At 57.1% G+C, this 21,530-nt stretch carries 18 protein-coding genes; 8 read left to right on the top strand and 10 right to left on the bottom strand.

All coding sequences use genetic code 11. The features are described 5' to 3' along the window. Positions 1–267: 267 nt before the first annotated feature. The 4 genes from glf to fni all read left to right on the top strand — a co-directional run bounded on the left by glf (position 268) and on the right by fni (position 6,281). Complete coding sequence (gene glf / locus ACSYSO_RS07375; RefSeq protein WP_489799420.1) at positions 268–1,470, top strand: UDP-galactopyranose mutase; 1,203 nt, start codon at positions 268–270, stop codon at positions 1,468–1,470. A gap of 247 nt (positions 1,471–1,717) precedes the next feature. Continuing rightward, on the top strand, positions 1,718–2,830 hold the full coding sequence (gene mvk, locus ACSYSO_RS07370) for a mevalonate kinase (protein WP_491701739.1): 1,113 nt from the start codon (positions 1,718–1,720) through the stop codon (positions 2,828–2,830). A gap of 22 nt (positions 2,831–2,852) precedes the next feature. Then, positions 2,853–3,845: a diphosphomevalonate decarboxylase gene (gene mvaD, locus ACSYSO_RS07365; protein WP_491701738.1), complete on the top strand. Its 993-nt coding sequence runs from the start codon at positions 2,853–2,855 to the stop codon at positions 3,843–3,845. A gap of 111 nt (positions 3,846–3,956) precedes the next feature. Beyond that, the gene (gene fni / locus ACSYSO_RS07360) at positions 3,957–6,281 is read left to right on the top strand and encodes a type 2 isopentenyl-diphosphate Delta-isomerase (RefSeq protein WP_491701737.1); all 2,325 of its coding nucleotides are present in this window, start codon (positions 3,957–3,959) and stop codon (positions 6,279–6,281) included. 9 nt (positions 6,282–6,290) lie between these two features. Here fni and ACSYSO_RS07355 read toward each other — a convergent pair whose 3' ends face one another. The 3 genes from ACSYSO_RS07355 to ACSYSO_RS07345 form a co-directional block, all read right to left on the bottom strand. Next, entirely contained in the window at positions 6,291–7,163 is an 873-nt protein-coding gene (locus ACSYSO_RS07355; RefSeq protein ID WP_489799427.1) for a YwiC-like family protein, read from the bottom strand. A gap of 55 nt (positions 7,164–7,218) precedes the next feature. Further along, a complete protein-coding gene (gene upp, locus ACSYSO_RS07350; protein ID WP_489799429.1) occupies positions 7,219–7,857 on the bottom strand; it encodes a uracil phosphoribosyltransferase in 639 nt (212 codons plus the stop codon). A gap of 211 nt (positions 7,858–8,068) precedes the next feature. Next, positions 8,069–8,422, bottom strand: coding sequence for a hypothetical protein (locus tag ACSYSO_RS07345; RefSeq protein ID WP_489799431.1), 354 nt, complete (start codon positions 8,420–8,422; stop codon positions 8,069–8,071). Between the two features lie 350 nt (positions 8,423–8,772). On the opposite strand from ACSYSO_RS07345, the gene ACSYSO_RS07340 reads away from it, so the two are divergent. Then, positions 8,773–9,996, top strand: coding sequence for an ATP-binding protein (locus ACSYSO_RS07340; RefSeq protein ID WP_489799433.1), 1,224 nt, complete (start codon positions 8,773–8,775; stop codon positions 9,994–9,996). Positions 9,997–10,292: 296 nt separating this feature from the next. Here ACSYSO_RS07340 and ACSYSO_RS07335 read toward each other — a convergent pair whose 3' ends face one another. The 3 genes from ACSYSO_RS07335 to ACSYSO_RS07325 are packed head-to-tail and all read right to left on the bottom strand — an operon-like array spanning position 10,293 to position 12,319. After that, positions 10,293–10,979: an ABC transporter ATP-binding protein gene (locus ACSYSO_RS07335; protein WP_489799435.1), complete on the bottom strand. Its 687-nt coding sequence runs from the start codon at positions 10,977–10,979 to the stop codon at positions 10,293–10,295. Continuing rightward, positions 10,980–11,807 carry a hypothetical protein gene (locus tag ACSYSO_RS07330; protein ID WP_491701736.1) on the bottom strand — a complete coding sequence of 276 codons (828 nt, stop codon included), beginning with the start codon at positions 11,805–11,807 and terminating at the stop codon, positions 10,980–10,982. Continuing rightward, entirely contained in the window at positions 11,795–12,319 is a 525-nt protein-coding gene (locus ACSYSO_RS07325) for a hypothetical protein (protein WP_491701735.1), read from the bottom strand. The genes ACSYSO_RS07330 and ACSYSO_RS07325 overlap by 13 nt, the downstream gene beginning before the upstream one ends. A 178-nt stretch (positions 12,320–12,497) precedes the next feature. On the opposite strand from ACSYSO_RS07325, the gene ACSYSO_RS07320 reads away from it, so the two are divergent. Beyond that, a complete protein-coding gene (locus tag ACSYSO_RS07320) occupies positions 12,498–12,938 on the top strand; it encodes a hypothetical protein (protein ID WP_491701734.1) in 441 nt (146 codons plus the stop codon). 32 nt (positions 12,939–12,970) lie between these two features. Here the strand turns inward: ACSYSO_RS07320 and ACSYSO_RS07315 are convergent, their stop codons facing one another. From ACSYSO_RS07315 to ACSYSO_RS07300, 4 genes are all read right to left on the bottom strand, one after another. Continuing rightward, positions 12,971–13,555, bottom strand: a complete 585-nt coding sequence (locus ACSYSO_RS07315) for a hypothetical protein (RefSeq protein ID WP_489760948.1) — start codon at positions 13,553–13,555, stop codon at positions 12,971–12,973. A gap of 202 nt (positions 13,556–13,757) precedes the next feature. Beyond that, complete coding sequence (locus ACSYSO_RS07310; protein WP_489760920.1) at positions 13,758–14,870, bottom strand: NUDIX hydrolase; 1,113 nt, start codon at positions 14,868–14,870, stop codon at positions 13,758–13,760. A 28-nt stretch (positions 14,871–14,898) separates the two neighbouring features. Then, on the bottom strand, positions 14,899–17,121 hold the full coding sequence (locus ACSYSO_RS07305) for an RNA degradosome polyphosphate kinase (protein WP_489760921.1): 2,223 nt from the start codon (positions 17,119–17,121) through the stop codon (positions 14,899–14,901). Between the two features lie 39 nt (positions 17,122–17,160). Further along, complete coding sequence (locus ACSYSO_RS07300) at positions 17,161–18,687, bottom strand: RCC1 domain-containing protein (RefSeq protein WP_489760922.1); 1,527 nt, start codon at positions 18,685–18,687, stop codon at positions 17,161–17,163. A 354-nt stretch (positions 18,688–19,041) separates the two neighbouring features. Here ACSYSO_RS07300 and ACSYSO_RS07295 point away from each other — a divergent pair, with 354 nt between their 5' ends. Together ACSYSO_RS07295 and gnd are read left to right on the top strand one after the other, a co-directional pair. Then, positions 19,042–19,866: a tyrosine-protein phosphatase gene (locus ACSYSO_RS07295; protein ID WP_489760923.1), complete on the top strand. Its 825-nt coding sequence runs from the start codon at positions 19,042–19,044 to the stop codon at positions 19,864–19,866. Positions 19,867–20,051: 185 nt separating this feature from the next. After that, the gene (gnd, locus tag ACSYSO_RS07290; RefSeq protein ID WP_489760924.1) at positions 20,052–21,506 is read left to right on the top strand and encodes an NADP-dependent phosphogluconate dehydrogenase; all 1,455 of its coding nucleotides are present in this window, start codon (positions 20,052–20,054) and stop codon (positions 21,504–21,506) included. Positions 21,507–21,530 lie beyond the last annotated feature (24 nt).

Raw genomic sequence — 21,530 nt, 5'->3', positions numbered from 1 at the left:
ACACCTGCCCAATCAGCTTGAGTACTGTACCACGTGCCCCCGGACTTCGTTGCTGCGGTGTGGCGCAGGTGTGGTGTGCTCGGGCATGGTGTGGGTGATGAAGGAGTCTGATAAAGCGATGTCGCGGTAGGCAAAGGAACAGATGAAATGTGCGTTCGTCGGTTTGATGTGGATAATGAGAGTGGACGTATATGGTGCATGACGCGGCGACTCTGGCAGTTAAGCTGAGGCATCATTGAGGAAGATTTGCTGATAAGTGGAGGCAATATGGCTGAGACGAACGAGGGAACCAAGGCGGCGTTGAGCGATGCTGAGCTGCCTGATTTGGTGATTGTAGGCGCAGGCCTGTTTGGTCTGACGGTGGCGCAGCAAGCTGCGGAACTTGCCGGTGCGCGCGTACAGATTATCGATGTGCGTGACCATATCGGCGGCAATGCATACTCCTACATGGACGAAGAGACCGGCGCAGAAATTCACCAGTATGGTGCGCATCTGTTCCACACTTCCAATCAGCGGGTGTGGGATTACGTTAACCGTTTCACTGAGTTCACCGACTATCAGCACCGTGTCTATACCACGCATGACGGTGAGGTTTACCCGCTGCCCATCAACCTGGGCACCATTAACCAGTTCTTCCATGCACACTACACTCCTGCCGAAGCCAAGCGTCTTGTCGAGGAGCAGGCGGGTGAGCTGGCGGGCACCGATCCGCAGAATCTCAATGACAAGGGTGTGCAGCTCATCGGCAGGCCGCTCTATGAGGCGTTTATCAAGAATTACACCGCTAAGCAGTGGCAGACGGCTCCTGAGGATCTGCCTGCGGACATCATCAAGCGTTTGCCGGTGCGTTTCAACTACGATAACCATTATTTCAAGGACACTTGGGAGGGGTTGCCGAAGGACGGCTACACCAAGTGGATGGAACGTATGATCGACGATCCGAAGATTTCGGTCAAGTTGGGCGTTGACTTCTTCGATGAGAGCCAGCCGTGGAACAAGAAGGCTTTGGTGGGGCGTGTGCCGGTGGTGTACACCGGGCCGGTTGACCGTTACTTTGACTATGAGCTGGGCGATTTGAAGTGGCGTACCGTGGACTTCAAAGAGCAGCGCTATGACGAAGAGGATCACTTCGGCACAGCGGTGATGAATTACGCAGATTCCGATGTTCCTTATACCCGTGCCATCGAGTTCAAGAATTTCAACCCTGAACGCAAGGATGCTCAGAACCCTAACAAGACCGTTGTGTGGGAGGAGTACAGCCGTTCTGCCGAGCGTGGCGATGAGCCGTACTACCCGGTGAACACGGACGAGGATCGTAGCCTCTATCAGTCCTACAAAGACAAGGCGGCAAGCGAGCCGAAGGTGGTATTTGGCGGACGTTTGGGCACGTATGCCTACTATGACATGCATCAGGTCATCAATTCCGCGTTGGTGGCCTATGAGAAGCAGATTGCGCCGTTGCTGGCGTAGTGTGCTGCAACGTGTTGCTGTGCGCTGAATTGGTATGAGTCCCGCGCTGACCTGTCATGGTTGGTGCGGGACTTTTGTATGGTGACAGATGTGTTGCAAGTCACTGAGTTCACAAATTCTCCACAATCTTTCCATAATCTTCACAGCTTTCCGCGTGAGTCCACACCAAGTTCACAACTGGTCGCATAGACTTATGGACGGAAAAGAAGCGTGTGCTGATTGCGGTGCACAGGATGAGAGGGGCCCTATGGCATCGGTTGGATATGGTGAGACGTGGGCCAAAGCCATCCTTATGGGTGAGCATTCTGTAGTGTACGGTTATCCGGCTGTAGCGGTGCCTATTCGTCAGCTCACCATGCGTGCCTGGGCCAAGCCGGTGGCCGGAGAGCATTGTGGTGAAGGAGGAGTGCTGCGGGCGCTTGACTATTCCGGGCCGCTGCGTCAAGCAGGTGATCGTTTCGGTGGTGTGGTGAGAGCGGTGGATGTGGCTCGCCGATTTGCGGGTAAGCCGGATGCTGAGTTTGACATTATGACCGAATGCAGTTTTCCGGCAGGGCGAGGCATGGGGTCCTCGGCGGCTTCGGCTGGTGCGGTAATTCGTGCCGTGCTTGATTCGTGTGGGGTGCATGCTGGGCGCAGGCAGCTCATGGAACTGACGCAACAGGCGGAAGTCGTGACGCATGGCAATCCGTCGGGTTTGGACACCGTTACCACGTGCTCGCCGGTGCCGGTGTCGTTTACGATGGGCAAGGCTCGGCCGCTGAACCTCAAGGCTGATGCACACTTGGTCATTGCTGATTCCGGTGTTGTTGGCAGTACCCGTGAGGCTGTGAATCTAGTAAGGAAACAGCGCGAACATGATGAGTCTCGCGTGGTGTCCATCATGAACCGTCTGGGCCGGTTGGCGAAAGGTGCGCAGGGGGACTTGGAATGCGGGGATATGCCTGGGCTGGGTGAGCGTATGACTGCGGCGCATGGCCTGCTGTCTCGTTTGGGGGTCAGTCACCCGGTGCTTGATGTTTTGGTCGCGGCCGCTCAAGGTGCTGGTGCGTTGGGGTCTAAGTTGACCGGTGGCGGCTTGGGCGGTTGCATGGTGGCATTGTGTGCGACGCGCCGTGAGGCGAGTGATGTGCGTGAAGCGCTGCTCTGTGCTGGCGCGGTCGATGTGTGGGTGCATAGGTTGCGTGATGCGGCGCTGCCTGATGGGCAGGAACCCAGTGAATTTGCGGGAACGGGGCATGCCATCGGTGAGATGCAGCATACGCATGAGGCTCGTGTAACGGGTGCTCGTAAACCCGGGAAGTCAGGTCTTGTTGGTGCGGGAACCACTGACTCGCTGGTAGCTGTTCCGGTGCGTTAATGCTGATGATAGGCTCAAACATATGACTGACGGCTTATCTATAGCGCGTGCCAATGCGAATATCGCGCTTATCAAATATTGGGGCAAGGCTAATGAACGGCTGATGATTCCGATGGCTTCAAGTCTGTCGTTGACGCTTGAAGGCTTGGAGACTCGTACCAGTGTTGAGTTTGATGAAAGCGCTGGCACGGTTCGCTCTGGCGCGATTGCGGACGAGCTGAGTATTGACGGCAATGTGCAAACAGGGGCTTCGTTGCGGCGAGTCAGTGACTTTCTCGATATTGTGCGCAATATGGCCGGCATTGATGCTCCTGCTCGAGTGGTGTCAACCAATACGGTGCCGTATGGTGCCGGTCTTGCCAGTTCGGCGTCCGCCTTTGCGGCTTTGGCTGCCGCGGCGAGTAAAGCCGCGGGCCTGAATCTGAACAGCCGTGAGTTGTCGCGGCTTGCGCGGCGTGGTTCGGGGTCTGCATGCCGATCGATTTATGGTGGTCTGGTGCAATGGCATGCTGGCACGAACGATGAAACGTCGTATGCGGAGCCAGTTGATTCTGATATGGATTTGGCTATCGTCGTGGTTGAGATCTCGGGGAGGCAAAAACCGATTTCCAGCCGTGAGGCCATGCGACGTACGGTGGCTACGTCCGCGCTGTATGCGGCGTGGATTGAAGAATGTGCTGACGATTTGCATGATGCGTTGGTTGCGGTGCATGCTGGTGATGTGGCAAGGCTCGGGGCGATTGCAGAGGCGAATTCGATGGGAATGCACGCCACTATGATGACTTCGCGACCTGCGGTATTGTATTGGCTGCCTGCCAGTGTGGCGGCATTGCGAGCTGTGGCCGAGGTCCGCGAGTCCGGTCTTGGTGCATGGGCCACGATGGATGCCGGTCCCAATGTCAAGGTGCTGACGGAGGGGCGTGATGCACAAGCGGTTGCGCGGGCATTGCGCGAATGCTTGCCGGAGTGCGCCGTGAGTGTGCATCATGCCGGTGGTGGAGTGCAGTTTGAATAGTTAATTTGCATGTTATGCATTTTAATGGTATAATGAACTTATAAAGAAGGCTGTGCTGAATAATTAGCGTAGCTATGCATTTTTGGTACGCATACGGGAATGGGAGTGATTATGAATGGGGTAGGGCAGGGGTTGGAAACGCTTGTGTCTCGCGATGGCGCGGCACAGGGGCTGCCTGCTGAGACTCTGGCTTCCGCTCCTGGCAAACTGTATCTTGCGGGCGAGTATGCAGTGGTGGAGTCTGGGCATCCGGCGCTGTTGGTCGCCGTCAGCAAGATGCTTACCGTTCAAGTTTCGTTAGTCCGTGACGGGCAGCGTTTTGGTAATGGTGAGGCCGTCGGCCGCATCCATTCTGAGGGTCATCCCGAAGCTTCCGTAACATGGCGAAGGCGTGGAGGCAAGGCTGTTCCCGACTTGGAACAACCGGGCGCAGCGTTCGTTCTAGGGTCGATTCATGCAGTTGAAGAGCTGGCTGTAGCCCAAGGGCGCCCAATGCGAATGTACGATATTTCCATCGAAAGCGAGTTGGATGATATCTCAGGGCGCAAGTATGGTCTAGGCTCCTCGGCTGCTGTCACTGTTGCGGTCACACGGGCATTGGTTCAGTTCTACGGCTTGTCCCTCACCCCTATGCAGCAATACAAATTAGCATTTGCGGCGTCAAGCAGGGCGCAAAAGGTTGGTTCTGGCGGAGACTTGGCAGCCAGCCTGTTCGGAGGCTGCATCAGGTTCACTGCAGTGGAGAGACAGTGGATTACGGCCAGACTGCAGGATACTCCACTCGCAGATGTGATTGACATGCCGTGGCCGGGTTTGAGCGTGGCCAGAGTGGATGCACTCAGTGGGGCGCATACCTTAAGTTTTATGGCCGGTTGGACCGGTAGCCCGGCTTCCACGTCGGCATTGGTGTCTCGAGTGCAAGGCCATAGTGTCGCTGACCATGAGCAACGTTATAACGCGTTCTTAAACAGCAGTGATGAGGTTGTTGACGCTTTGGTGCAAGCATTGTCGGCGGACGATGTGCAAGCCGTAGGCCATTTGATCGCACGCGCCCGAGCTCTGCTGGGCGACTTGTCAGAGTTTTCGGGGACACTCATCGAGACACCTCAGCTGACCAAATTGATTGCAATTGCGCTCGAGCATGGTGCCGCGGCGAAAAGCTCCGGAGCGGGTGGCGGTGATTGTGGCATTGCCATTGTGTCGCAAGGCTCCCAGCGCGAGACAATAGCTCGGCAATGGCAACAGGCCGGCATCGTACCGCTCGAAGTGCACGTGACTGAACCGCTTATGCCGTTGTCGGCTTGGGGAGAGGGGCCGTATGCCACCGGCTCGGGCGCAAATCGCAAGGATGACCATGTGCGCTTGGCTTTGGAACAGCACGAGCACGAGGGGAACAATGCGTTTGACGACATGCGCTTTGTGCACCACAGTTTGGGCAGTATCTCTGCGAGTGCGGTGAGCGCACAGACCTGCGTGTGCACGGCCTCTTGGGATCAGCCTTTTTATATCAATGCCATGACTGGTGGGTCGGCGAGCACCGGCAACATCAACGAAGTATTGGCCCGTGTGGCCGGTGCCACCGGAGTGGCGATAGCTTCAGGCTCTCAACATGCCGCATTGCGGCACCCTGATTTGGTTCCGACGTTTTCGACCATTCGTGACCATACCGACGGCTTTGTATTCGCCAACATCGGTCCCACCGTTTCGCCTCAAGAGGCTCAGGCTGCGGTGGAGATGATTCATGCCGACGCATTGCAAGTGCACATCAACGCCGTGCAAGAGACCGTCATGCCTGAAGGTGCTCGTGATTTTAGTGACTGGCTGGAACGTATCCAAGCCATTGTGAACGCCGTGTCTGTGCCGGTGGTCGTGAAGGAAGTTGGGTTTGGTATGAGTTCCCGTACCGTAAACCGACTTGCTCAGTTGGGAGTGCATACCGTGGATGTCAGTGGCAGGGGAGGCACTGACTTCGCGCGGATTGAAAACGGTCGGCGTCGTCAGCACGAATATGGTTTTATGGCAGGCTGGGGGCAGTCTACGCTGCTGAGTCTGCTTGACGTGACTCGTGAACAGGCGGAAGGCAATGCGCGAGATATGTCAGGTTGCGCTGGGGAAGGGCGTAGCCGGCAGATGTCGATTCTAGCCTCCGGTGGTGTACGCAATCCGCTCGACGTGGTAAAAGCCTTGGCATTGGGGGCTGATGCTGTCGGGGTTTCAGGTCATTTTCTACATGTGTTGAAAGTACAAGGTGAACGAGCCCTGACTGAAGAAGTAGAGCGTTGGAAAGAAGAGATTCAATCGCTGATGGCCTTACTGGGGGCGCCCACCGTAGCCGATTTGCGCCACACGGACTTGCTTATCACTGGTACCAGCGCACAAGAGGCAGAGCTGCTCGGCATTGATCTGCGCGCTTACGCACGTCGTTCGGCCTGCTGACCGCAGCAGCTACAAGGTCAGCACGGCTACCAGAAAGTTCATCAGGCTGGTGGCAATCTCCACCAGACCTACATGAACAGGCTTTAACCGTGCGCCTATTTTCGGTAACACCGCGGCTCTGGCAAGCAGAACCAGAGCCGCGATTCCCCAGGCCGTATGCCCAGCGAATGCAAGAGGCACCAATGCAATGTGATACACCACTGAAAGCGCGTAATATTTAGCGTGCCCGCGCTCGCGAATCATGGTTTTCACGAATAGCACCGAAGCGTATTCGGTGGTAATAAACAGCAAGGCCGTCACCACGGCAGTTTGCGGTATGGATTGTGCCTGTGCGGGAATGCTTGAGAAGTAATGCGCGCCAAGTGTCACCGAGATGCCGCCCAACAGTCCTGCGCATAGGACTGATACCGCATTGCCGAGCAGTGTGCGTTCAGTACGCGTGTAAGCGGTAACGAAGGAGAGCACCGCCAAAAGCATCAATATCGGCAGCCACACTAATAGCGATGGGATAGTGGCCAGTAGAGGGATACCCGTGATGGCAACACCGAGAGCATAGGTTGCTGCAGGAACCAGGTAGAGGTGCAGTCGTGTGCGCGAAGCTTCGCTGAGCGTGCTTGCCTTGATGGGCTTCGTGGTTTTGGTTCGTTTGCGCAGCAAGTGGGACAGCACTGCGAGAAAACGCGCGGTACTGAATTGGAAGCAGTAGCACAGCGTCCACACGGCCAGAAGCCACAGGTTGCGCCAACTCGGTCCGCCGATGAACACGCCGGCCAGAGCAGGCGCCAGCGCCATAAACCAAGCCCCGGGCTGATCCGGTATCCAACGTTTGACGTGTTTTCCGGTTCCGCTCGGGGCTTGCTGTGATGGTGTCGACTGTGTCATGGTGCTGAATTCTAACCGAATTTCAGCGAGACTTCTAGAGTGTCATGCCAAAATATTAGTCGATGAGACCGTAGAGACGGTCGCCGGCATCGCCCAGGCCCGGCACGATGTAACCCTGCTTGTTGAGGCTCTCGTCCACACCGCACACCACGACCTTGAAGTCGATGCTCGGGTCGATGGTCTCTTCAACCTTTTTCAGGCCTTCAGGAGCGGCGATGATGTTGATGGCGGTGATGTCCTTTGCGCCACGCTCCGCCAAATAGTGGGTGGCTGCCACGAGAGTGCCGCCAGTGGCGAGCATCGGGTCGAGCAGGAAGCACTGACGGCCGGTCAGGTCTTCGGGCAGGCGGTTCGCATAGGTGATGATGTCCAGCGTGTCTTCGTCACGCTTCATGCCTAGGAAGCCGACCTCGGCGGTGGGCAGCAGCTTGGTCATGCCGTCGAGCATGCCCAAGCCTGCGCGCAGCACCGGAACCACCATGGGGCGCGGCTTGGCCAGGTGCTTGCCGGTCATGGTGCAAATGGGGGTTTCGATTTCGCGATCCTCGACGTCGAGGTTGCGTGTGGCTTCGTAGGCTTCGAGCGTGACCAGCTCGGAGACCAGCTCGCGGAAAATATTGGACGGGGTGTTCTTGTCGCGCAGTACGGTGAGCTTATGCTCCACCAGCGGGTGTTCTAAAACATGAAGTTGCATGGTTTCAACTCTAGTACCAGCTGTGCCTTTTGTTGGATGACCTCGCTACTAGAGACGAACTGTTGTCACCTTTGGTTTACCGTTAAGGCCGGCAAGAGCGTGCCTTCCTGTCACCGGCCCAGTCGTTTGCTCCCCGCTTGCCGACATCCGCGTCATTTGTGCGATTCAATCTCCGGTTCGGTACTGAATAACAGGATGCCAACACCTCTTCTTACGCCTCCTTTATGGAATCCGTGATATCAGCATGGCGATGGGCTATAAAGCAAACGTCGCCTTGTGTGCATGGACTTCTGTATACTGTTCGAGGTGAAACTGATTCGTCCATTTTTGAAACAGAGAGAACTTTGCCTGTTTCTACGGAAAGAACGATGTGCATCTCTTCGTCTCCGAGGCCGTGCGTGAGTAGATCTTGAAGTTCTTTCGAGTTGTGAACGTTAAGATCTCGTGAAACTTCAGTGCCGTCGATGATGATGGTATCGGTTTGAGCAGCAGAAGCGGTTAATGGGGTGATGGCAAGTACGAGCGCAATGAGCGCTCCTGCCGCGATTGATAATTTCTTGTTCATGGGAATTCCTGACTATGGTTGGAATCTCAAGCACTACTCCCTGAGAAGGTTTGGTTTGTTGGGTTTCATGCCCCAATGCGTGATGCATGTCACCTATTGACGAGCGTAACAGAAGGTTATGGGATGCACAATATATTGCCTCAAGTCATGTAGAGCAGTTGTTTGGTGCGATCGACACCTTGTTGGTGAAACGTCTATCTTTGCAGCAATATCACAAAAGTTTCGTCAGTCTATTGATGAAACTTTATATTTTGGCAAAGTTGTTTCAGTAGATTGACAAAACTTTGTAAAATAGCCTAAACTTTTCAGTAGACTGATGAAACTTTCTGAGGAAGCGAGGCGTATATCCCATGGCATCACCTGAAACCAATATCAAGCGCCCGTATTACAGCAACTGGCTCAACCGTTGGCAAGACAAAAAGGTCATCAAGGTGGTTACCGGCATGCGGCGTAGCGGCAAATCCACCATATTGCAGATGTTCCGCGAAAGCATCGCAGTATCACAGCCGTCCGCCACCATCATCACCATTAACTTCGAAAGCATGGATGCGGACTATCCGACTGATGCCAAAGGGCTGTACTCATATGTTGAGCGTCAGCTGCAGCCGGGACGCAACTATGTGTTCTTGGACGAGGTTCAGCATGTGGATCATTTCGAGAAGGCGGTGGATGCACTCTATGTTCGTCCGGATATTGACCTGTATATCACTGGTTCCAACGCATACCTGCTGTCGAGCGAACTGTCCACGCTGCTTACTGGAAGATACGTGGAGCTGACCATGCATCCGCTCTCATTCGCAGAATACCGGTCTACACGTTCTGCAGAAGAGCCTGTTGACCAGTCATTTAACCGGTACCTAACCTATGGCGGGCTGCCATATACTGTTTTTCTTGACGATGACCAAAGTATTGCCGACTATCTCAGCGGCGTGTTCAATACCATTTTGGTACGTGATATCGCCGTGCGAACGCCGACAATGAATGTTGCCGCATTCATGGAAGTTACCTCGTTCCTGGCGGACAATATCGGCAATATCACGTCCGCAAACGGAATTGCCAAGGCCATGAGTCAGAGTCATCGTATTTCGCAGAACACCGTGCGTGAATATATTGCTGAATTGCAGCGCAATTTCTTGCTGTGGAGAGCCGATCGGTACGACATCAAAGGCAAGGAATATCTTCGTACACTCGAGAAGTATTATCTTGGTGACCTCGGTTTCCGCTTTTGGATGTTGGGGAAGGATGGCGATGACGTGGGACATCGCATCGAGAACGTGGTGTACCTCGAGCTCAAGCGACGGTACCGCACCGTGAATATCGGCAAAGTGGGCAGTGCAGAAGTTGACTTTGTTGCGCAGCGCAACGGTGAGAAGCATTATTTTCAAGTGTCGCAGACGGTATTGGACGAGCGCACGCGAGCTCGTGAACTGGCACCGTTTAACAACATCGACGATCATCATCCTAAAACATTGCTCACCCTTGACCGTATCGGTACTGGTAACTATGAGGGTGTTGCGCACCTCAACGTGCTGGATTGGCTGTTGGACGTTGAGGGTACCGAGAGCGAGTTATGAGCCATGGCTGTGTGCTGTGTACCGCCGGTAATTCACTCGGCCCGGTAATCTCTGAACCTGCAGCACATAAAGTCCATTTTGCTGCATGGCCTGATACTAGACCTAAAAGAAAAAGCACCGAACCGCGAAAGCGCCTGTCGGCGCGGACGCCGCTCGCAGCGGCAAAAAATGAAGCCCGGGGCTTAAGCACGGTCCAGTGCTTTCTCCCAGTATAGCGGCAACGGTGCGTTACACGCCCAGCAAAAGGCAGGAACATATGTGCACTATATGGTGATATGGGTCACTCAATATACCGGTCATTCGAATTCGCGCTCTAGGGAATGCAGGTCGCTGTGCGCGATCTGCTCCAGCCGTCCTGATCTCAGCATGAGCACGCGGGTGGAAGTCTGCGCGGCCAAACGGATGGAATGCGTGGAGACGATAATCAGCCTCCCCTCCTCGCGCAGTGTGGCAAGCAAGTGCTGAAACACGGCGAATTGCGAAGGATCAAGACCATTAGTGGGCTCGTCGAGAATGATGATTTCCGGCTCATGCAGCAGTGTGACCAACAAGTGGAACCTCGCCTTGCTGCCGGTGGACAGCGTGCCGACGGGACTGTCGCGATACTGTTCCAAGCCCAGCAAGGACTCGTACCTGCGCAGTGCGGCCTGCATCGCGCGGCGAGTGAGACCTCTCAACGATGCCACCATGCCGGTCATCTCCGAGACGGTCAAGCGGTCGTACGTAAAGAACGAGCTGCTCATATAGCCGATGCGATCGGTCGGGTACTGTACCGCAAGGCCATCGACACCATACCCGACTGAGCCTCCCTGCGGTTCCAGATTGTTGGTGATGAGGTCAAGCAGCGTGGTCTTGCCTGCGCCGTTCTTGCCCAGCAGGGTAGTGACGTCGCCGCTGTGAAAATTGGTGGAAGCATGGTCGATGATCACCTGCGAACTGGGGTAGGAGAACGTCAGATCCTGCAATGAGATGGTCCATGGCATTTATCGAATCTCCTTGACTGCACAATATGCTCGCACTGCTGCACGTGCGCGGTAGCTGCTGACCGTCGCTGCCGGCAGTACGAGTACGAGCGCCACCACGGAGGGGAGCGCCAGCACTGCGGCGATGACAATGACGAGGTAGGTTCCCGCAAAAATAAGTGCAACATGTTGCGGTATGGCATACATACCCGAAGGCCTACCGCGGTAGCGAACCGACAGCCGGACGGCGAGAGCAAAACCGATGAGATACATGAAGCAGGCACCGACCGCACCTGCCAGTGCTTCCATGACGGAGACAGACGGCCTGAGGGCGCTCGCCGCTGCTGCGAAGAGGCTTGGAAGACCAACGCATACGGCAGCGATTGGCATTAGTTGCTTGCGCAACAGTATGGCAATGTTCATGCCTTCGCGCCGCAGCGTGGCTAGCTCGGCATGCTGCCCTGCAATCGCGTTCAGCGCGAACTGGTCAAGCGCTGCAAGCGAGACGAGCAGCCCGCATACGAACCACAAGCCAGAGATATGAGGTTCGAGCCACACCATTATCGCCATTGCGCAGGCGGCGAAGAACACTATTTGAATGACGGCGGCCTTGGGGTGGGGGATAGGTGCCAGTGCGAGGCGGGCGTTGAGGCGCCAGCCTGACGAGGAGTGTGAGATGATGCGGCGGGCGGTGCGCAAGTGGTAGCGCGCACGGTCGCGGGCGTGCAGCGTCTGTGCGCCGGTGACCGCTGTCAGCGCGATGACGGTGATGAGTACTGCTGGCAGAGTGCGATTGACGAGCATAATGGCGCACGCTGCCACGGGTAGGGTGAGTTCTACAACCGGCACGCTTTGACGGCAACAAGATATATCGGCAAGAGCAGTGCTGACGCGGTGAGGAACCAGTAGAGCGTGGATGCTGAGCGGAATATCAATGCCAGCGGTGCCAGAAGCAGCATGCCGGAAAGAGTGGTGACAACGAAACGAAGCCATCGATGCGCGCCAACGCGAAAACCGGCGACAGTGTTGGCAAAGAAGCGGTCTTGCTCAGGGTCGTCGGTGTACATGACATAGAACAGAACGGTCATCGCCGAGAGCAGACTCAGTATGGCTTGTACCATGGTGAGGTTGATGCCGCTGCCGGCACTGTTGGCTCCGATGCTTAAGCCCCACGCGGCCAAAATTGCGGTTCCTTCGATGACGATGCCAGGGATAACGGTTTCGCTGAGCAGCTGCTTAATACTGCGGTGTTGGTACCGAAACTGCGTGGAGCGCGCCCGGGCGGAAGCCGCCCACGGTGGCGGGCCTGATGCCGCTCGATGGTTGAGCGAACGTTTGCTCACTGCGGCGTGTTTTCCCATATGCCTAGCGTAAATGATGCACTGCACAGCATGGTGCTGGAGTCTCGGATGCTAAGCGTGGAGCAGATGTGCAGCGCGTCATCAGGATAATGGATAACGGTTATCGTGATTGCTCTTGACATGCATATGATGCGTCGTTCATAGTGGTTATGGCGATTTTGCTGTAAAGGATATTGATATGAATCCCAATTCTCAGGTTACGCAGGCGGAGGTTGCGTATTTGCGTCACGAAATCGAAGGCCTTCGTGAGGAGGTTGCCAGTTTGCGTGGTCTCATACGCTCGTTTGCGGTCTCTGTCAAGTTTCGCCCTGATCAACCGTATGAGGCTTTTATGGCTGAACATATGATTGAGGACGATCAAAGGGGCACGCTGGGCGTTTTGATGCTGATCATCTTGAACCGCGCGGCTGAGGGTGACCCGCTCATTCCTTTAGGACCGCATGCGTCGAAGGTTGAGATTTATCGCGAGGCATACAAGAAGGAGCCGATTACTACTGATGAGGCGTTGCGCCTTATCGGCAAGCTGCTCGGTGGTGATACAGAGTTTGCGCGCAAGCTGCTGATCGCCCATCGTGATGCGGGTTTCGCTCCAGAGGCCTACGCGAAGCTCGACCTGTGACTATGCGCAGTCCGTGAGACAGCGGCCGTCCATCACTCCAGCCGTCCACGCCGCCACAGGTTGGCGCCGTGATGAAAGTCCCGGGCGGTGGTGTTGAGGTTGGATGCGGTGGCGAGTAAACGTGAGGCGTCAACGGCGTCACTGCTTTTGCCTCGGCGTTCCAAGGCTTTTGCCCGCAGACTCAAACCGCGCACGATGACCTCCGTGAACGCGGACGCGCGTTCGAGTGCCACGGCGAAATCACCGGTGAACGCTCCGGAGAGAATCGAATCGGCAGTACGGGCGATGTCCGCCTCGTCGGGTGCCTGGTCGACCCCGGCAATGGCTGAGGCTGCACTCAAGGAAGGTTCTCCCGCACGCCATAAACGAGCGATGAGGTCGCTGTGCCGGCGCATCCAAGTGCGTAGCAAGTAAAGGCGCCAGAGGATGCCGGGCAGCGATTCCGGTTCGGAATGGCTCCACAATTCGGCGATGATGTCCACGCCTTCGGTATCGACCAGCGTGACCACGCGTTCCACGATGTGCGGATCCTGCGTGTGATGTACTCGGTCGAGCAGCGCCGCGGCCGACGCATGGCTCATCTCGCTGATCTCCTCGGGATCGAGCCCGCCGGCCATGTGCTCGGTGAGCGCCGGATCCAGCTGAGTGGGACGGGACGGTCTGGATGAGCCGGTGCGGGCAGGAGCAAAGCCGGGGCGTGCAGAATTGACCGAGCCGGAACTGTAGTGCGTGGAGGAAACGGTGCGCACGTGGAAGCTGGAACCGCCAACGATGCCGAGGCTGCCGAAACCATTGAACACTGCGGGGAAAGCGAACGAATTAATAGACAAGTGGGGCCATTCTTTGAATATCGATAATGCGCGGTCCGTCCGGGGTTCGAACCAGGAACAAGGCTACGGCATTGCCGGTGGCCATGTACGGGGATTTCGCAACGAGCTGCTTTGCGTTCATCTTTGAACGGCATAAGGTTCGTAGATGTTCGAAAATGCCGCCGATGACCGGACGATGCAAGCAGATGAGTGTGGATCCGCTGCGATACGCGGCACCGGTTTCAAACATGCCGTCTTCGCCGCATTCGGTGCCTAGGGTGGTTTCGATTTCCTGCTCGATGCGCTGCCAAGCGGCCTGAGGGGAGTCGGCGAAAGCGTCTTCGGTAAGTTCTGGCGCGGTGGTGATGCTTAAACCGGTGTGCCATGCGTAGGATTCGATGGTCTCCATGCACCGCAGCCAAGGCGAGGAAACCAAGTTGGAAGGGTTGAAGCAGGCGAGTTCGCGTCCCAGCGCATAACTGGCCGCCGCCCCTCGCGGGGTGATGGGGCGATCGGCATCAGTGCCGTTCCAACGTTTGCGAGGTTCTGCCTTGCCGTGGCGCACGATGATGAGCGGGTGAGCGTTCAACGCCCCGTCTTCGACCCGAGCCACAAACTGGTCAAGTACGTCACGGTCGATGGAGTGCGAAAGTTTTTTGCGCGCTTTGGGTACAGAAAGCCATATCACATCATCTACTTCAGACTGTTTGGCACGGCGAATCGGCCCCAGCACTGGCCTTCGGCGCTCGGCTTCCTCGCTGCTGATAGGTTGCGCCATCCAGTAGGTCACGCGTTTAATAGTGACCGCGGACTTGCTTTTGGCCTTGGTGTGCTTGCTGTTCTGCCCCTCAGCTCCCAGCGCGTATTCCACCTGTCCCAATGTCGGGCCGAGCATCACCGCGGTGCCGCTTTCCTCCTCAATCTCGCGTACCGCAGCGTGTATTTTTGACTCTCCCTCTTCCAGTTTGCCTTTGGGCCAGCTCCAGTCGTCGTACTTTGGGCGGTGCACCAAGCACACTTCCAAGCCCTTGTAACGATTGTGCTCATCTGGTTCTGCCTTGGCGTTCCATCGATAGGGGATGCCACCTGCTGCTTCCACGACTCGTGGAGGTTGCGTATTCATGATCGTCCTGGCTTTCTGGAGTGGTACGTCAGCTGTGCTGATGTGCTTTGATGAGAAACTCTTGACAATCGATCAGTGGCTTGCCGTCCTCACTGCGAGCGTGGCGCACGTATGTGCCGTCGGGCTGCATGTGCCAGGAGGCAGTGGTGTCGGCCATCTGCAGGTCAACATAGTTGACGAGCGCTTCGACCTCATCCGGATCGTTGATACGCACCAGCGTCTCCACTCGGCGGTCGAGGTTGCGGTGCATCAGGTCTGCTGAACCGATCCACACCTCGGGGCCTTGGGTCGGTCCCTCACCGATCTGCGGGCCCACCGTGTTGGCAAACGCGTAAATGCGGCTGTGCTCAAGGAACCGGCCCAGAATGGAACGTACGCGAATGGTTTCGCTCAGCCCTGGCACCCCGGGTTTGAGCGCGCAGATGCCGCGTTCCACAATGTCGATTTTCACCCCGGCTTGGCTGGCGCGGTACAAGGCATCGATGGTCTGTTCATCCACTACCGAATTCACCTTGATTTTGATCCAGGCCTCATGGCCGGCGCGAGCTGCGTCTTCCTCTCGCCGGATGCGCTTGATAAGGCCGCTGCGAGCGGTACGCGGTGCTACCAGCAGGCGGTGGAAGCTGGACTTGGGCGCGTAACCGGAAAGCTGGTTGAACAGTTTGGCCACATCTTGGCCGACCACCGGGTCGCAGGTCAGCAACCCCAAATCGGTGTAGAGCCGTGCAGTCTTCGGGTTGTAGTTACCGGTACCCACGTGGCAGTAGCGGCGCAGCCCATCGGCGTCTTGTCTCACTACAAGCGAGAGTTTGCAGTGCGTCTTGAGTCCTACGATGCCGTACACCACGTGTACGCCCGCACGTTCGAGCTTGCGTGCCCACGCGATGTTGGCGTCCTCGTCGAACCGAGCCTTGATTTCCACCAATGCCAGCACCTGCTTGCCTGCCTGTGCTGCGTCAATCAGAGCGTCGATGATGGGCGAGTCGGCCGATGTGCGGTAGAGCGTCTGTTTGATGGCCAGCACGCGCGGATCGGCCGCAGCTTGGGTAAGGAAGGCCTGTACTGAGGTGGAGAATGAATCGTATGGGTGATGAAGCAGAATATCGCGCTCGCGGATGGCGGCGAAAATGTCCTGCTGTCGGCTCGACTCCACCGTGGCTATCTGGCGGTTGGTGATGGGGATGAACGGTTTGTTCTTCAAATCCGGCCGGTCCAGACTCTGCAGCTCGAACAAGACCGTGGCGTCGAGCGGTGCCGGCACACGGTACACCTCGTCCTCGCTCACGCGCAGCCTGCTGGCCAGCAGTTGCGAGAGCATCGGGCTGGTCTGATCGGAGAGTTCGAGGCGAATCGGCGGTCCGAACCGGCGGCGCAACAGCTCCTTCTCCATGGCATTCAGCAGGTTTTCGGCATCGTCTTCCTCCACGTCGATGTCTTCGTTACGTGTCACGCGGAAGGAACGTGCCTCCTTGATGGTCATGCCGGGGAAGAGCGACTCCAGATGGGAGATGATGAGGTTCTCCATGGTGATGAAGCCGTAACGCTCTTCGCGGCTCTCCTCGTCGGTCAGATCGTCGACGGGCACCAGGCGGTTCAGATTGTCGGGAATCTTGACTCGCGCAAAGTGTGTCTTGCCGCTTGCCGGGTTCTCGACGAGCACTGCCAAGTTGATGGAACCGCCGGAGATGTACGGGAACGGGTGTGCCGGATCCACGGCCAAAGGGGTGAGCACAGGGAACACCTGCTGGCGGTAATACTTGGAAAGGCGCTCCTGCTCGGCGTTGGAGAGCTTGTCCCAACTCAACAGCACGATGTGTTCGTCGGCGAGTTCCGGCAGCAGATGATTGATGACCTGATCGGCGTGCTCGTCCTGAAGTTCGTGCGCGCGCTCGCTGATGGTGCGTAGCTGCTGGCGTGGGCTCAGGCCTGATGCTGAGGTGACGGCGATGCCCGAGTCGATGCGGCGTTTCAGACCGGCTACGCGCACCATGAAGTATTCGTCGAGGTTCGAGGCGAAGATGGCGGCGAAATTGGCGCGTTCCAGCAGCGGTTGATCCGGGTCTTCGGCAAGTTCCAGCACGCGCTGGTTAAATTTGAGCCAGCTGAGTTCGCGGTCGAAGAAGCGGTCTTTGGGCAAGGGTTGCTCTTCGGGCACCCCCTCACGTTTGGCGGGTTTTTCCGTCTCGGCGATATGCTCGGCGATCTGCTTGCGCAGCTGCGCTTTCGAGGGTGCATCAAATATCTGGGCCATGATCCTAGTGTAGACGCACGTATAGAGGTTGTGTGATGTTTATCTCGCGCCGCTTCGCGTCTGATTCCAACCGTTGGAACCCTGCTGCTGCAAGGTGCCCCAAGACCATGTGGTGCCGTTCTGGTCTATGGCCAGAGCATAGGTGTCTCCAGCGGCCATGTCGCTGAATGCGGAGTGGCTGGGCATACGTACTTGCACTGGGCTGTCTTGGTTTTCGCCGCTGCCGTCCCCGAGTGCTCCCGCATTGTTCTTGCCCCACGACCACGCGGCCCCGTCTCGGCTCAGTGCGAATGAGTTGTTGGTGCCGGCGTGTACTTCACTGAACACGGTGTTTGCGGGCATGTGCACTTTGGTGGGGCTGATTTCGATGGAAGTGGTGCCGTCGCCAAGTTGGCCAAAGTCGTTATATCCCCAGCTCCAAACTTGCCCCTTGCTGTCAAGTGCCAACGAGTGCATGCCTCCGGCGTCGACCTGCATGAAAATGGTTTGTTCCTGTGTGCGTACTTTGAACGGCACGGTGGAGTCTGCAGTGCCATCGTTGCCCAGTTCGCCGTCGCTGTTGTATCCCCACGCGTAGATGTCTCCGGTGTCGTTCAAGGCAAGCGTGTGGTAGAGGCCCGCCCTGATTTGTGTGAATTTGCCGTGTGCGGGCATGGTGACTTGTTGGGGGCGCAAGGAGTTGGTGATGGTGCCGTTGCCCAGTTCGCCCTCTCCGTTGTATCCCCATCCCCAAGCGTTGCCGTTGCTATCAAGCGCCAACGATTGTTTGTATGAGGCGCTGATTTGGGTGAAGGTCAATGAGGAGGGGGTTTTAACCCGTACCGGCTTGTGCCGGTCAGTGGTGGTGCCGTCGCCGAGTTGTCCGGCATTGTTCAGTCCCCAAGCCCAGATGTGGCCGTCGGAGTCGAGCGCGAGGGTGTGCCAGTTCCCGGTGCTGATTTGGGTGAAGGTGATGCCGCTGGGGGCATCGGCTTTGACTGGTGTGGTGGTATCTTGCGTGGTGCCGTTGCCCAGCTCGCCCTTGAGATTGAGTCCCCAACTCCAGGCCTTGCCGTCACCGGTGAGCGCGACGGCGTGGTAAGTCCCTACGGCGACGTCGGAGAAGGTGCTGCCGGAGGGGGTCGGTGCCGGTCGCATGGTGATGTTGCTGGAACTGTTGGGATTGGCTTCCTGCGCGCGCTTGTCGGCGGCTTGCCGAACGGAGAATACGTCGAAAGCGTAGAGCCCTATGGCGAGCATCGCCAGAATCAGTATTATCGCGATGATGGTGTGGAAGAGGCGCCGACGTATGGGATGAGCGCTGTGGTTTGCGTGGCCGCGTTTATGTTCGCGCCTACGCCTTCTGGCGCGCGTATCTTTGATGATGAAGTTACCGTCGTCATCGTCACCGATGCCGGTGAAGTCCGACGTGGTAATGCTGTGCGGTTGCCTGTTTTCGCTCTCGTCGAGCCAGTTCAGCGTTGTATCGCTGTTGGTGATGGCGTGGCGTGGATCGTTTGTGTGGCTGTCCGCTTTGGCGGTATGGGGCGTTGCGTGTGAATCTTCGTGCGCACCGTTGGTCCCCATGTTCTCCTGCTGTTCGTCTATGCGTATGTGACCCAGTAACAGTGTTGTGCGTCACAGATAAATTTTATACATCTTAGAATGCTGTCACTTGTGGACAGTGCGCACGGCCGATGATGGACATATTGGCGGCGAATGTCCATAAGCGGCGCATGTGGAGGCGAAGAATCGCATAATATGAGGGTTTGCTGAGATGTTCTGATGATTTTCATGGAAAAGCGCGTGTCCGCCCAAAGGGTTGTGGGTGCAGGGTAGGCTACCTAAATATCAGCTGTCACGGCATCGTGCGCGTCTGGATTCGCTCCATGGCTGCCGACGCTGGATGATGGAATATATGAATTTATGTAAGGGGTGTCCATGAGCGAGAATACTAAAGATGATTACTTGGACTACATGCCTGAAGGCGACGGGCGAGGCGTTGCGCTTGGCGATGTCCCCAATGCCCGAGGTATAGGAGGGTACCCCACCACCGACGGTCACACCGTGCGTAGTGGTCTGTTCTTTCGTTCCGCAGGGCTGAATTTCCTGGGCGATAACGGACTTGAGGATCTGCGTGCGCTTGGGGTCAAGGAAGTGGTTGACCTGCGTGACCCGGCCGAGGTGAAACTGTGGCCTTACGAGTTGCCCGAAGACATCACTGTGGAGAATATTCCGCTGATTAAACGCGATACCGAAGCGCTTGATGCGGATGCCCTGCAGTCCAGCGACCCTGCCACTGCACAGCGTGCGGTGGGGGACATCAGTATGGAAGCGATGTATCACGACATTGCATTCAAATCCGGTGAGGAAATCGTCAGCATTCTCAAGAGGCTGCTTGAAGAGAATGGTCGCCCCATGCTCATCCATTGCACGGCGGGCAAGGACCGCACCGGTATCACTTCCGGTGTGCTGATGAGCCTGCTCGGCGTGAGTGACGACATGGTGGTGTCCTGCTACGCACGTTCCGGTGCCAATCTGGGTGAGGCGTTCAAGAAGACGGTGATGGGAGGCCTGGCGCAGGATGAGTCCGGTGCCGCAGAGGTGGATGCCGCCCAGACCGCGGTGCTGGCTTCCCCGCCCGAGCTGATGCGCGGCCTGCTGGGCGAACTTCATGAGGCGTATGGCACCGTTGAAGAGTACTGCCTGCAGCATGGCATGGCGCAGAGCGAAGTGGATGGTCTTAAGGATTTGTTCCTGCAATAACATGCAGTTGGCTTGCGGGCTGTAACCAGACTGATGGGTGACGTTGCTGTAGCCGGGACATGCGCAGGGCTGTCTGAATGATTGCTTGTCGCTGTGTCCTAGGCCACGTTTCGCTGGAAGGTAAGACCCTACTTCGTTTGGTGGCAGTAAGCTAGGAGACAGTAAGACTTAACGAAAGGCAAACAATGGCAGAAGCAAAGGCAAACATCGGTGTTGTGGGATTGGCGGCTATGGGCTCGAACCTGGCGCGTAACCTGGCGCATCACGGCAACACTGTGGCGCTCTACAACCGTCACTACGACCGCACCGAGACCCTCATCAACGAGCATGGCACCGAAGGCGACTTCGTGCCCGCCAAGACGGTGGCGGAGTTCGTCGGTTCTCTCAAGCGTCCCCGCACCGCCATCATCATGGTGAAGGCCGGCGGCCCCACCGATGCGGTCATCAACGAGCTGGCGGATGCGATGGAACCGGGCGATATCATCGTCGACGGTGGCAACGCCTACTTCAAGGACACCATCCGCCGTGAAAAGGACATCCGCGCTCGCGGGCTGCACTTTGTGGGCTGCGGTGTTTCCGGTGGTGAAGAGGGCGCTCTCAACGGCCCCTCGATGATGCCCGGCGGCACCGATGAGTCCTGGGAGACCTTGGGACCCATTCTGCGTTCCATCGCCGCACAGGCCGAGGGTGAACCCTGCGTCACTCACATCGGCGAGAACGGTGCGGGTCACTTCGTCAAGATGGTGCACAACGGCATCGAATACGCGGATATGCAGCTCATTGCCGAAAGCTACGACTTGATGCGTCGCGGCCTTGGACTCAACCCCGACGAGATCGGCGACGTGTTCGCCAAGTGGAACGAGACCGAACTGAACTCCTACCTCATCGAGATCACCGAGCAGGTGCTGCACCAGAAGGATGCCAAGACTGGCAAGCCGCTCGTTGACGTCATCGTTGATCAGGCCGGCATGAAGGGCACTGGTACTTGGACCGTGCAGACCGCTCTGACGCTGGCCACTCCGGTTACCGGCATTGCTGAGGCCGTGTTCGCCCGTGGTCTTTCCGGCCAGTCCGAGCAGCGTGAAGAGGCTCAGAAGCAAGAACTGACCGGTCCGACCGGTGACCTGCGTATCCCCGATTCCGAGCGCGATGCGTTCATCGAGGACATCCGTCACGCACTGTACGCGTCGAAGATCGTGGCCTATGCCCAGGGCTTCGATGAGATCAACGCCGGTGCCAAGGAATACGGTTGGAACATCGATCTGGCTGCTGTGGCGCGCATCTGGCGCGGTGGCTGCATTATTCGTGCACAGTTCCTCAACGTGGTCTCCGACGCATTCGAGTCCGGCGACGCCAAGGTGTCCCTGCTCTTCGCTCCTTACTTCAAGAAGGCCGTGGAAGAGGCTCAAGCTTCCTGGCGCCGTGTGGTGGCCCGCGCTGCCGAGTACGGCATCCCGGTTCCTGCCTTCTCCAGCTCGCTGTCCTACTACGACGGTCTGCGTTCCTCCCGTCTGCCTGCGGCCCTGATTCAGGGCCAGCGCGACCTGTTCGGCGCACACACTTACGGACGTGTGGACGAGCCTGGCGCCTTCCACACCCTGTGGGCGGAAGAAGGACGTAAAGAAATCAAGATGAGCTGACTGCTGTAGTAACTCCCGGTAAGG

Source organism: Bifidobacterium sp. ESL1130 (assembly GCF_058507935.1).
The sequence above is the reverse complement of the archived record's forward strand: the minus strand, read 5'-3'. Positions and strand labels throughout refer to the sequence as shown.

Excerpts from the sequence above, each read along its gene's own strand:
- glf (WP_489799420.1), top strand. The coding sequence starts at position 268 with ATGGCTGAGACGAACGAGGGAACCAAGGCGGCGTTGAGCGATGCTGAG.
- mvk (WP_491701739.1), top strand. The coding sequence starts at position 1,718 with ATGGCATCGGTTGGATATGGTGAGACGTGGGCCAAAGCCATCCTTATG.
- mvaD (WP_491701738.1), top strand. The coding sequence starts at position 2,853 with ATGACTGACGGCTTATCTATAGCGCGTGCCAATGCGAATATCGCGCTT.
- fni (WP_491701737.1), top strand. The coding sequence starts at position 3,957 with ATGAATGGGGTAGGGCAGGGGTTGGAAACGCTTGTGTCTCGCGATGGC.
- ACSYSO_RS07355 (WP_489799427.1), bottom strand. The coding sequence starts at position 7,163 with ATGACACAGTCGACACCATCACAGCAAGCCCCGAGCGGAACCGGAAAA.
- upp (WP_489799429.1), bottom strand. The coding sequence starts at position 7,857 with ATGCAACTTCATGTTTTAGAACACCCGCTGGTGGAGCATAAGCTCACC.
- ACSYSO_RS07345 (WP_489799431.1), bottom strand. The coding sequence starts at position 8,422 with ATGAACAAGAAATTATCAATCGCGGCAGGAGCGCTCATTGCGCTCGTA.
- ACSYSO_RS07340 (WP_489799433.1), top strand. The coding sequence starts at position 8,773 with ATGGCATCACCTGAAACCAATATCAAGCGCCCGTATTACAGCAACTGG.
- ACSYSO_RS07335 (WP_489799435.1), bottom strand. The coding sequence starts at position 10,979 with ATGCCATGGACCATCTCATTGCAGGATCTGACGTTCTCCTACCCCAGT.
- ACSYSO_RS07325 (WP_491701735.1), bottom strand. The coding sequence starts at position 12,319 with ATGGGAAAACACGCCGCAGTGAGCAAACGTTCGCTCAACCATCGAGCG.
- ACSYSO_RS07320 (WP_491701734.1), top strand. The coding sequence starts at position 12,498 with ATGAATCCCAATTCTCAGGTTACGCAGGCGGAGGTTGCGTATTTGCGT.
- ACSYSO_RS07315 (WP_489760948.1), bottom strand. The coding sequence starts at position 13,555 with ATGGCCGGCGGGCTCGATCCCGAGGAGATCAGCGAGATGAGCCATGCG.
- ACSYSO_RS07310 (WP_489760920.1), bottom strand. The coding sequence starts at position 14,870 with ATGAATACGCAACCTCCACGAGTCGTGGAAGCAGCAGGTGGCATCCCC.
- ACSYSO_RS07305 (WP_489760921.1), bottom strand. The coding sequence starts at position 17,121 with ATGGCCCAGATATTTGATGCACCCTCGAAAGCGCAGCTGCGCAAGCAG.
- ACSYSO_RS07300 (WP_489760922.1), bottom strand. The coding sequence starts at position 18,687 with ATGGGGACCAACGGTGCGCACGAAGATTCACACGCAACGCCCCATACC.
- ACSYSO_RS07295 (WP_489760923.1), top strand. The coding sequence starts at position 19,042 with ATGAGCGAGAATACTAAAGATGATTACTTGGACTACATGCCTGAAGGC.
- gnd (WP_489760924.1), top strand. The coding sequence starts at position 20,052 with ATGGCAGAAGCAAAGGCAAACATCGGTGTTGTGGGATTGGCGGCTATG.